Annotated in this window: 9 protein-coding genes; 5 read left to right on the plus strand and 4 right to left on the minus strand. The window is 51.8% G+C overall.

The annotated features are described in order from the left end of the window. Positions 1–17 precede the first annotated feature (17 nt). From VGN67_RS13430 to VGN67_RS13440, 3 genes are all read left to right on the plus strand, one after another. Positions 18–2,144 (plus strand): xanthine dehydrogenase family protein molybdopterin-binding subunit, encoded by a 2,127-nt coding sequence (locus tag VGN67_RS13430; protein ID WP_327487355.1) that lies wholly within the window; start codon positions 18–20, stop codon positions 2,142–2,144. 218 nt (positions 2,145–2,362) lie between these two features. Continuing rightward, positions 2,363–5,131, plus strand: a complete 2,769-nt coding sequence (locus VGN67_RS13435; protein ID WP_327487356.1) for a DUF6797 domain-containing protein — start codon at positions 2,363–2,365, stop codon at positions 5,129–5,131. Between the two features lie 21 nt (positions 5,132–5,152). Continuing rightward, positions 5,153–6,073: a polysaccharide deacetylase family protein gene (locus VGN67_RS13440; RefSeq protein WP_327487357.1), complete on the plus strand. Its 921-nt coding sequence runs from the start codon at positions 5,153–5,155 to the stop codon at positions 6,071–6,073. Positions 6,074–6,093: 20 nt separating this feature from the next. Here the strand turns inward: VGN67_RS13440 and VGN67_RS13445 are convergent, their stop codons facing one another. Beyond that, positions 6,094–6,630 (minus strand): transposase, encoded by a 537-nt coding sequence (locus tag VGN67_RS13445; RefSeq protein ID WP_327487358.1) that lies wholly within the window; start codon positions 6,628–6,630, stop codon positions 6,094–6,096. A 37-nt stretch (positions 6,631–6,667) separates the two neighbouring features. Then, positions 6,668–7,228, minus strand: a complete 561-nt coding sequence (locus VGN67_RS13450) for a YqgE/AlgH family protein (protein WP_327487359.1) — start codon at positions 7,226–7,228, stop codon at positions 6,668–6,670. Between the two features lie 271 nt (positions 7,229–7,499). Between VGN67_RS13450 and VGN67_RS13455 the strand changes: the two genes are divergently transcribed. After that, positions 7,500–8,021 carry a gamma carbonic anhydrase family protein gene (locus tag VGN67_RS13455; protein WP_327487360.1) on the plus strand — a complete coding sequence of 174 codons (522 nt, stop codon included), beginning with the start codon at positions 7,500–7,502 and terminating at the stop codon, positions 8,019–8,021. 3 nt (positions 8,022–8,024) lie between these two features. On the opposite strand, the gene VGN67_RS13460 is transcribed toward VGN67_RS13455, so the two are convergent. Next, positions 8,025–8,675, minus strand: coding sequence for a DedA family protein (locus VGN67_RS13460; RefSeq protein ID WP_327487361.1), 651 nt, complete (start codon positions 8,673–8,675; stop codon positions 8,025–8,027). A gap of 91 nt (positions 8,676–8,766) precedes the next feature. Further along, the gene (locus VGN67_RS13465) at positions 8,767–10,653 is read right to left on the minus strand and encodes an ABC-F family ATP-binding cassette domain-containing protein (protein ID WP_327487362.1); all 1,887 of its coding nucleotides are present in this window, start codon (positions 10,651–10,653) and stop codon (positions 8,767–8,769) included. A gap of 198 nt (positions 10,654–10,851) precedes the next feature. Here VGN67_RS13465 and VGN67_RS13470 point away from each other — a divergent pair, with 198 nt between their 5' ends. After that, the gene (locus tag VGN67_RS13470) at positions 10,852–11,844 is read left to right on the plus strand and encodes a formylglycine-generating enzyme family protein (protein WP_327487363.1); all 993 of its coding nucleotides are present in this window, start codon (positions 10,852–10,854) and stop codon (positions 11,842–11,844) included. The last annotated feature ends 29 nt before the right edge of the window (positions 11,845–11,873 follow it).

Here is an 11,873-nt window from a genome sequence, read left to right on the forward strand (position 1 = left end):
TATAAGCCCCAAATTTTATGGAAGAGAAAAATAAAATGATCGGCACGCCCGTCAGTCGTATCGATGGGATATTAAAGGTAACCGGCAAGGCTGATTATTCCGTGGACCATCCGGTGGCTAATGTCGCCCACGCCATGATTTTTAAAAGTACCATTGCCGCCGGAAAGATTGTGGACATTGATACCGCCGCGGCCGAGAAAGCACCGGGTGTACTGGCCGTAATCACCCACAAAAATGTGCCTAAGCTGAACGAAAAAGGAGGCATTCGGGGCGGAGCCATGCTACAAAGTCCGGTTATTGAATTTTACGGGCAACACATTGGCCTGGTGGTGGCCGAAACTTTTGAACAGGCCCGGCACGCCGCCCGCTTAATAAAGGCAAAGTACGAAGAGGCGTCGCCCAAAACCAACTTTGAAAAATTATCTAAAGAAGCCAAAACACCAAAAGATAAGGACCGGGCGGATGTAAAACGCGGAGATGTGAAAGCGGCACTCGCCAACGCCGAATTTAAAGTGGAGGAGGTGTACGAAACGCCCATGGAGCACCACCACCCCATGGAACCCCACGCCACCATCGCCGAGTGGAAGGGCGACCACGTAACCTTGTACAACAGTGCCCAAATCGTAACCGGAGCGCAGAGTGCCGCCGCCGCCACGCTCAACCTCAAGCCAGAGCAGGTACGTATCGTATCGCCCTACCTCGGCGGTGGATTTGGTTCCAAGGGCGGGCAGTGGGCCAACCTGGTGCTGACGGCGATAGCGGCCAAAATGGTGAACCGGCCGGTACAACTGGCCCTGACCCGCCACCAGATGTTCAATTCGGTCGGGTTGCGGCAGCGGAACCACCAGAAAGTAAGTCTGGCCGCTACCAAAGACGGCAAACTGACGGCCCTGGCGCACGAAACAACCACCCACTGCGCCATTGACAATGAGTTTGTGGAGCCCTGCGGCGACTGCTCCAAAGTCATGTATGCGACGCCCAATTCGCTCATTTCCTACCGGGTAGTACCCATGCATATTATCCTGCCTACCTACACGCGCGGGCCGGGAAAAGCCACGGGAAGCTTTGCGCTGGAATCGGCGATGGACGAGCTGGCTTACAAGCTGAAAATGGACCCCATCGAATTCCGAATCAAAAATGAGCCCGAGCGTGACCCCTCCAATGGCAAACCCTGGTCGTCACGAACTACGGTACAATGCCTGCGGGAAGGCTCCAAAGCCTTTGGCTGGGAGAAGCGCAGGCCCGAACCCCGCCAGAACCAGCAGGGCAACTACCTCATTGGTTACGGGGTGGCCTGCGGTACTTACCCGGCGCACCAAAGGCCCAGCTCCGCGCTGGTAAAACTGGACCGAAAGGGCAATGAAGTGACTGCCACCGTTGAGCTGGCCGCGGCCGACCTGGGCACTGGTACCTATACCATTCTGGCCCAGACCGCCGCCGACGCACTGGGCTTGCCGATGGAAAGGATAACTGTCAAAATTGGTGATTCTGATTTGCCTCCCGCCGCTGGCTCGGTGGGGTCAGTGGGGGCCACCAGCTACGCCAACGTAGTAAATGATGCCTGTATAAAAATCACGGATGAACTGATGGCCAAATCGGGCAAACAGTTTTTTGCCCGGCCGACAGCCGCTCAGTTGATGCTATCTGAAAAAGTTACTGAGTTCCAGACCCGGGCAGATTCGAAAGAACTGGAAAGCGCCGACGAGTACTCGTCGCACAGCTTCAACGCCAACTTTGCAGAGGTGCGGGTAGATATGTATACTGGCATGGTACGCGTAGACCGCTTCCTGGCCGTAACCGGAGCGGGCAAAATCCTCAACCCTAAGACGGCCAATTCGCAGGTACTTGGAGGTATTGCCTGGGGTATTGGCATGGCTTTGTCCGAAGAATCGGTGGTGGACCCGCGCTGGGGTAACTTCGTAACCCGCTCCCTGGCCGACTATCACGTTCCTTCTAATCTGGATATAGGTACCATGGAAGCCATTTTTATCCGGGAAGAAGACAAACACTCAAACAAATTAGGCATAAAAGGACTGGGGGAAGTTGGTATAGTGGGGGTAGCCGCGGCCGTTGCCAACGCCGTTTTTAATGCCACCGGCAAACGAATCCGGCAACTCCCCATCACACCGGACAAACTGGTGTAAAACCAGGCTCCCTGCTAGTAGTACTTCTCCATTTCAAATTCCAGGTACTGTGGTATCTGGAATTTGTTTTTACCTTCGTTTGTAAAGGCAGACCGATACTTTTTGCGTCTGTGTTATTGCAAAGGTGTTCACTACATACTGGTTGTTTAGTTCGGTAGGTAAGAATGTTATCTTTGCTTTTAGATAAAGAAAGGCTTTGCTTTCAATAAAATAGATCAATGTTCAGAATTTCACGTAAAGTTTCCCTCATTGCTTCGGTCGGCGTGCTGTCCGTGGCTTCGCTATTTCTTGCTGGTAACTCTGATTTTAAAAAAGTAGTTACCACCCAACCCGATACTCTCGAAATCGCCCCCTTTGTGGAGCCTGACTTCCCTTTTATCTCTACGTCCATTGATGGTCGCAAGCTGGGGCCGGGCTTCCCTAAGGAGAATGAGGCTGCCCGGACGCTGGCGATCCGGCTCAGCGACAGCGCCTACGTAAGCTTTGATACGGACCTGCTCCGGTGGTCGGTCGCCTGGACCCGCAGCTTCATGTCCATGAACCTGATGGCGCAGGTTTCATACAGTGATTTTTTCAACAAGAGTAATAAACTGGCTACCGTGGGGGGAGTACCCCAGCTGGCTACCGGAAGCTACGCGGGTTGGGTAGCACTGAAAGACAATCCGGCAAACTTCGAGGTAGGTACTCCCCGACGGGACTGGATGCCGCTACCGGCCGAAGAGGCCCGTTGGAATGGGGTTTATACGCACGGTGATAAGGTAGTACTGAACTATACTGTGGGTCAAGTACCTATACTGGAAATGCCGGGCAGTATTTCGTTCAACGGACAAACCGCCTTTACCCGAACCTTCAAAATAGGCTCCTCCAGCGATGCGCTGGGACTGGTGCTGGCAGAAGTACCCAATGCTAAAAAAGTAGAGCAGAATGCACGCTTCGCGTACATCTATCAGGGAACCAATCAGGATACAGTGACGGCGGTGGGGCTGGCTGGTAAGGGTACCAAGCTGATGACACCCAGCGTATCGGATAAGGGTCACCTGAAAATCATAGTAGCGCCTTCCAGCCAGGGCATGGAAGCTACGGTACTGGTCTGGAAAGGTCCCGCCCGACTGATCAAACAATTTGAGAAAGCTACTAAATCAACCAAAATTACGCTTCCCGACGTAACAAAAGGCGGTCCCGCCTACTGGAAGGAGGAGGTAGTGACACGGGGCGTACTCGCGCCGGACACGGCGGCCTTCATGACCGACAAACTGACCCTGCCCCTACCCAACCCCTGGAAACGGAACGTGCGGGTGGCTGATGTGTCTTTCTTTAAAGACGGACGGGCTGCGGCCATTACTTTCGAGGGGGATGTCTGGCTGATTGACGGCATTGACCGGGGACTCCAGAACTTAACGTGGACTAGGTTTGCGTCTGGTATGCACGAGACCATGACCATTGAGGTAGTGAAGGATACGGTTTATGTGTTTGGGCGGGAGGGCATCGTGCGGCTGCACGACCTGAACCGGGACGGCGTAGCCGACTACTACGAAAATTTTTCGAACATCATGTCCCAGTCGCCCGAAGGGCGGGAGTGGGCGGCCGATCTGGTAGCCGCGCCGGACGGTAGTTTTTATGTAGCCAAGGGCGGCAGCCTGAGTAACGGTCCGGGTATGACGCCGCAGGTGGGTAAAGGCTTCCGGGCGGGCTCAAAGCACAACGGTACTATTCTCCGGATTTCAGCGGATGGTCGCCAATCCGAGGTGATCGCTACGGGACTGCGGGGGCCGTACCTGGGTATCCATCCCCAAACCGGTGTTCTTACTTCCTCCGACCAGCAGGGTAACTTTGTGCCTTCTACGCCGATTTACCTGGTAAAGAAAGGCGACTACTACGGCGTAAGCCCCACCGCTCATGGGCAGGAGAATCCCGAGATAACCCCGCCGCTTACCTGGATTCCTCACCACATTGACCAGTCGAGTATCTCACAGGCCTGGGTAACCAGTAACAAAATGGGCCCCCTGAGCGGGAACATGGTACACTTCTCCTTTGGTCGCCCCGGTTTGTTCAGGGTACTTATAGATAGTACTTCGCAGGGTGTACAGGGGGGTGTTTCAATCATTCATGCCGACTACCCCGCTCCTACTTCCAAAGGCGCAACGCATCCCGTGGACGGGCAACTCTACGTGGCGGGCTTTAACCTGTGGGGTTCCAATTCGAAAGGGCTGAGCGCCCTGCTGCGGCTGCGCTACACGGGCAAGCCCAGCTATATGGTCAATGGATTTGAGAGTGGAAAGCAGGGAATTGTACTAAGTTTTGATTCGGAACTGGACCCGGCCGTAGCCTCCAACCCGGACAATTTTAAGGTAAAAAGGTACAACTACAAGCGGACCGAAGAGTACGGCTCCGGGCACTACAAACTGGATGGCTCTACGGGCGAAGAAACCATGTACGTTTCGGCCGCTTACGTATCGCCTGACCGCAAAAAGGTACTGCTGCTGGTCCCGGAGATGAAAGAAGTAATGCAGATGGAGGTGGACTATCAGTTAAAGGCTAAGGATGGCCGTAAAGTTGACGACCAGTTCTGGTTTACGATTAATCACCTGGACGACCTGGCGCCCGCCAAATATGGTTTTGAAAAAGTAGATTATGCTCTCCTGACGGCCCGCAGAGAAGCTTCGGCGGAGAAACCCAAAGAAGTAGCCTCCGCGGAAAAAGGGCGGGCTGTTTTCACCAAAACCGCCTGCGCCGGTTGCCACTCGGAAGGTACCCGCACCAAGGGTATGTACGGTCCTCCGTTCCAGGGGCTGTACGGTGCTAAACGTCCGTTGGAGGATGGTACCACCGTGGTGGCCGACGAGCAGTACCTCCGGGAATCCATCCTGAATCCAACGGCTAAAATTGTGAAGGGCTATAATCCGGAGATGCCCTCCTTCCAGGGTATCCTGTCCGATACCGATATTGAATCAGTTATCCTGTTTGTGAAGTCGCTGGAAAAGAAATAAGGAAAGTATCCTACTTCAGGCATGAATAAAGTACTTGCTCTTCTACTCAGCATTACCGGCTTTGGAGTCATAGCGCAACCTAAGCAGCTATGCGTTACGGTGGATGACTTGCCTACGGTGGAGTATGGCGAAGGAAATCAGGAAGAGATTACCCAGAAGCTGGTCGCTCACTTCCAGAAATACAACATACCTGCCATTGGATTTGTCAATGAAAGGAAGCTGTACAAATCAGGGAAAGTACATAAGGAAAGCGTAAACCTGCTGCGTCAGTGGCTGGATAGGGGGTACGAGTTAGGAAACCATACTTTCAGCCATCTGAGCTACCACAAAACGCCGTTTACTGAATTTACGAATGATATACTAAAAGGAGAAAAGGTAACTCCGCCGCTGAGCAAAAAAGCCGGTTTACCGTGGCAGTACTTCCGGCACCCGTTCCTGCACATTGGCCAGAATCAGGCACGGTACGATTCATTAAGTACCTTCCTTGAAAGCCATAACTACATTGAGGCTCCCGTCACCATTGATAACGAAGATTATCTGTTTGCCAAAGCCTACTCCAATGCGCACAAAAAGAATAACAAGGCGCAGATGCAGCGCATTGGTTCGGACTACGTAAAGTACATGGAGGCCAAGGTCTATTTTTACGAGCAGGCGAGCAGCAGGCTATTCAACCGGCAAATTCCGCAGGTCTTGCTGATACACGCCAACCTGCTCAACGCGGATTATCTGGATGAGCTAGCTGAGATGTACAAGCGAAACGGGTACACGTTCGTAGATTTATACACAGCCCTTCAGGATAAAGCTTATCTGGAAAAAATAACCAAATTTGGCAACTACGGCATTTCCTGGATTGATCGCTGGGCCCTCAGCCGCTCCGTTCCAAAAGAATTCTTTGCCAACGATCCCGCGACGCCGGACTATATTGTCAAGGCTGCACAGTAGAGACGCAAAATCTTGCGTCTCTACATGTACAAATTTTCGGGGTTGTCCCGATCCTGATCCCATTTCAGAGGGTTATCAGCCACGTACTGGCGAATCCGGTTCCATTCATCTTCATTTCTGACTACCCGATCGTAATAACGTGGCTGCCACGAGAACTCTATGTGGTGTTGCGTCGCGTATTTTTTTACCCCTGCCTTATATCCACGTATAATAGAGGCCAGGTTCTGCGATTGAGGGCCAAAGCGGTTAGGTTTCCAGCTATGATGTTGTGGCCGATCCAGAAATAGAAGACCATGCAGATGGTTAGGCATCACCACAAAGTGATCTATAACAACAAAAGGAAAGTGCGCAGGTATATTCAACCAATACTGAAAGGCTATTTCTCCAATCTCTGAGTAAACCGGAAGATTTTCTTTTATTTCACCAAAGTAATTTTCCCGACCTGCAGTACAAATAGTAACAAAATAAACACCGTGTGACCCATAATCCCAGTTAGCCAATCGCGCCGAAGAGACACGATACTTTTTATACGCATCCATATTAAATATTCGATACATGTACCAGACGCAAGATGTTGCGTCTCTACAAAAAGCCCTAATTCAGACTCGGGTCGGTCGGGTAGTGGGCAATGGCGCGGTACTTGCCCCCCATGTTTTTAAGTACCTCGCGCCAGAACTGGTTGGACGGAGTAGTGAACAGAAACTCCGAGGTAGTCTGGGTTACAATCCAGGTCTTTTGCAGGAGCTCGTCCAGTAGCTGCCCGCTGCCCCAGCCCGAATATCCTACAAAGAAACGGACGTCTTCATTGGTGATCTGATTGACATTAATCAGCGTCTTGCACTGTTCAAAATCCCCACCCCAGTAGATATTCTCTCCAATTTCGGAGCCTCCCTCAATCAGGTCGGGGCGGCGGTGAATAAAATGCAGGGTATTTTTCTCGACCGGTCCGCCCAGGTACAGCGGTATGTCCTGGTAGATGGTTTCTTCCAGGACATCGCCCAGCATCAGCTCGGTAGCCTGATTCAACACAAAACCAAACGAACCCAGCTCATTGTGTTCGCACATTAAGATAACGCCCCGCTCAAAATTAGGGTCTTCCAAAAAGGGTTCCGCAATCAGCAAACTACCCTTTGATATATTTACAACTGATGCCATAGGTCACGTTTTTAGTGGTTGATACTTCTGAATATACGCCTAAACCTTCTTTTCCTATTGACGAAAAAGATATTTTTCGCCTGCTAAAATTCTTCATTAAAACCATTCCACGATTTTTATTCCACAAAGAAGTACCTGTGAGTAAGGCCAGGATCTGCCGATAAGGGCTGGCCTGTTTATTAAATCAAACGAGGGTGCTACTTTTAGCTTTTGATTTTAATCCTTTACTAACTTACCGGCCGAAGGTACCACCTAGCGGCCAGACTATCCTATGGCTTTAATCAGATCTGTACGGGGAATAAAACCTGCCTTCGGCGACAACTGCTGGCTGGCCGATAACGCCACGGTGGTGGGCGATGTGGTGATGGGTGAAAACTGCACGGTATGGTTCAATGCGGTGGTGCGGGGTGATGTCAACAGCATCCGGATTGGCCATAACTCCAACATCCAGGACGGGGCCGTGATTCACTGTACGTACCAGCGGTTCAGTACCACCATCGGTAACTACGTGTCCATTGCGCACAATGCCATTGTGCACGGCTGTACCATCGAAGACCGGGTACTTATAGGGATGGGGGCCATTGTGATGGACGGGGCCGTCATAGGCGAGGGGGCCATTGTAGCGGCGGGAGCCATAGTTACGCAGGGTACCCGCGTGGAACCGGGGAGTATCTACGCGGGCAATCCGGCCCGGTTCCTGAAAAAAGTTTCACCCGAGCTGGACGAAGTTATTACCCGCACCGCCAACAACTACATTACCTACGCGGGCTGGTTCCGGACGGAAGAGGAGTAGGTACTAGTCGACCCGCTCCTGCTCGGCCTTCATTTCCTTGCGGGCACTAAAGTATGCCTTTACAACGGTAAAAGTTGTAATGGCCAGGAAGAAGATAATGATGTAGTGTACGTAGTCCATAATCCAGGGAAAACGCTCTCCAAAGAAGTAACCACCGCCCGTCAGGGCACCTATCCATATAGCGCCTCCCAGCACATTATAGATAATAAAATCCACAAACCGCATCTTGACCACCCCCGCCAGAATGGGGGAAAAGGTTCGTACTATGGGCAGGAAACGGCTGATAACCAGCGTCCGGCTGCCGTACTTCTCAAAGTACTTGCGGGTGGTTTCAATGTGCTTGCGCTTAAAGAATAAAGAGTCTTTCCGGTTTTCGAGCTGGTCACCAAAGTACTTACCAAAAAGGTACCCCACCAGCGACCCCAGTACCGCCGCCGAGAACAGACACAGCAACAGCAGGGAGATGGGTACATCCAGCAATTGAGTACCGCAAAATACCCCCGCCAGAAAAACCAGGTAGTCGCCGGGCAGAAAAAACGCGAAGAAAAGGCCATTCTCCGCAAAAACGATGAGGGTAATAACTACCAGCCCCCCGGTGCGGATGAGTTCTTCGGAATCGAGCAGGTACTGAAAAAATTCAAGTATAGAATTCATAAAACGGCCGTATGTATCAAAAGTACTCTCCCTTTACTGCACGTAGCAACCATAACTCGCCAGGGCAACTAAGGGGTTGAACTTTCCAAAGTTAAGCAAATTCTGACAGTTCGAGCCAGCGCATTTCCTTCTCCGAAAGCTCCTCCGTAAGCTGCTCAATTTCCCGGGCCCATTCGGTTAGTTCCTCGTGCGAGCCGCCGCTGTTGAGCTTCCCGATGAGTTGGGCCTTCCGTTCTTCCAGCTTCGCTATGTCCGTTTCCAGTTGTTCTAATTCCCGCTGCTCCTTGTAGCTCAGCTTTCGTTTGGATGAGGCAGAGGTACCTGCCGGTTTAGCTTCGGTAGTTAAGGTAGCAGCCAGTTTGCTGTTGGCCAGTTGCTGCCCGCGTTTTTGTTCCGCCTCCCGCTCTTCCTGCCAGATGCGGTAGTCGCTGTAATTGCCGGGGAAGTCGCGGATTTTCCCTTCTCCTTCGAATACAAACAGGTGGTCAACGAGCCGGTCCAGGAAGTAACGGTCGTGGGATACGATGACCAGACAGCCCGGAAAGTTGGCCAGGAACTCCTCCAGTACATTGAGACTATTGATGTCGAGGTCGTTGGTAGGCTCATCCAGAATCAGGAAGTTGGGCTCTTTTATGAGCATGAGCAGCAGCTGCAGGCGGCGCTTTTCGCCCCCGCTGAGCTTGGCAATGTAGTCGTGTTGTTTGGAAGGTGAAAACAGAAACGCCTCCAGAAACTTTGAGACAGTAACGGTTTGGCCGGTACCCAGGCGCACTACTTCGGCCACATCTTTGACGATATCAATAACCCGCTGGTCGTCCTGAAACTGTAGGTCGCTTTGGGTATAGTAGCCAAACTGCACCGTGTCGCCGCGTACTACCTGACCATTGTCCGGCCGCAGTTCACCCGTAATCATATTGAGCAGGGTACTTTTGCCCATGCCGTTCTGGCCTACAATGCCAATGCGGTCGCCCTTGCGGAAAGTATACAGGAAGTTATGGATCAGCTCGCGGTCACCGAAGCGCTTACCTACGCTCTGCAGCTCCACAATTTTGCTGCCCAGGCGCGTAGCCTTTACGTTCAGCTCCATCTGGTTGTCGTACTTTTTCTGACTTGCCTTGTCTTTCAGGTCTTCAAAAGCATCCACCCGGTACTTTGCTTTGGTACCCCGGGCTTTGGGCTGACGGCGAATCCAGTCCAGTTCCTTGCGCATCAGGTTACGGGCTTTGTCAATCTCGGCGGCTTCGGCTTCTTCGCGCTCGGCTTTCTTTTCCAGGAAATAGGAGTAGTTGCCCTTGTAGCTATAAGCCGAGCCATTATCCAGCTCCACCACCTGGTTACACACATTGTCCAGGAAGTAGCGGTCGTGCGTAACGATCAGGAGTGTAGTGTTTTGGGTAGCCAGGTAGTTTTCGAGCCACTCTACGGTGTCGAGGTCCAGGTGGTTGGTAGGTTCGTCCAGAATCAGCAGGTCAGGGTCTTCGAGCAAGACTTTGGCCAGGGCCACGCGCTTGCGCTGCCCGCCCGAGAGGGTACCAAAGCGGGCATCTACGTCGTGAATACCCAGTCGCCCCAAAATTTCTTTGACCTTTGCCTCAAAGTCCCAGGCTTTCAGCGCATCCATTTCACCAAGAATAGCCGTCAGTTCGTTATTGTTCCCGGAAGCAAGGGCTGTTTCGTAGCGCTTTACTACCTGCGCCACCGGATTGGACGACGCAAAGATGACCTCTATCACGGGCAGGGCCTCGTCGAAGGTGGGGCTTTGGTCGAGGTACCCCAGGCGGATATCCTTTCGCAAGCTCACCAGGCCTTCGTCGGGTGGCATCAGGCCGGCTAGTATGTTCAGAAAAGTAGTTTTGCCGGTCCCGTTGGTACCAATCAGGGCTACTTTGTCGCCCCGGCTGAGTCCGAAGGTAATGTTACGAAACAACCATTTTTCACCAAATGACTTGGCTATATTTTCTGCAGAAAGATAATTCATGTACCAATAAAGAAGTAAAACCCAAAGTTAGGATTATAACGGTTAAGAACCTGCTTTTGGGCGGGGATGCTGGTAAAGTCTATACCCCTGGTAACAAACATATCTTAAAAATCCTCTTTTGTGTAGTATAACTTCGCTATTTTTACTCTTTATACTTAAATGCACCTGTTTCAAATAGTCCATTTGTAGTTTAGCCTGATGAATACGCGTTTAACCAGTTTACTAGTTACTCTTTTTTTACCCCTATTAGCCTCCGCTCAGGCTGATTTTAAGAGCTATACCCAAAAAATACCCGGCAGCGGCCAAACCTACGATATGGTGGCTATTCCGGGTGGTGAGTTTATGATGGGAAGTCCGGCTTCTGAGAAAGGCCGCAACGAAGACGAAGGTCCGCAGCATAAGGTAAAGATTGAGCCATTCTGGATGGGCAAGTACGAAGTGACCTGGGACCTTTACGACCTGTTTGCTTTTAAAAATATGGAGGTAGAAATGGCCGCCCGTAACCCCGACCCTACCAACAGCATTGCCAAAACCGACGCCAGTACCCGCCCCAGCCCGCCTTACGTAGACATGTCGTTCGGTATGGGGCGTTCGGGGTATCCGGCTATTAATATGACGCAGTACTCCGCTATTCATTTCTGTAAGTGGCTGTACGAAAAAACGGGTATTTTTTACCGCCTGCCGACTGAGGCTGAGTGGGAATATGCCGCCCGTGCCGGTTCCAAAACTGCCTACTCCTTTGGCAACGACCCCGCCCAACTGGGCGACTACGCCTGGTACAAGGACAACAGCGACGGTGCCTATAAGCAGATTGGCCAGAAAAAGCCCAACCCCTGGGGCCTGCACGACATCCATGGCAATGTAATGGAGTGGACCCTGGACCAGTACTATGCCGACTATTACACCAAAAAGGCTAAAGGTGAAGTAAAGGAACCCTTTGCACCTGTTACTGAGTTATATCCCAACGCAGTACGTGGTGGCTCATGGGACGACGAGGCTCCGGTAGCCCGCAGTGCGGCCCGGATACCTTCTTCCCCCGACTGGAAGATTCTGGACCCCCAACTACCCAAAAGCGAATGGTGGCTGACGAGTGCCTCTTTTGTGGGGCTGCGCCTGGTGCGGCCGCAGAAAACTCCTTCTAAGGAGGAAATTGAAAAGTACTACAATCCACCTCTGATCGAAGATTATTGATTTTGTAACATATATTCCTTTCAACTCTT

It is taken from the genome of Telluribacter sp., from assembly GCF_035998675.1.
In the GTDB taxonomy this organism is placed as follows: Bacteria; Bacteroidota; Bacteroidia; order Cytophagales; family Spirosomataceae; genus Telluribacter.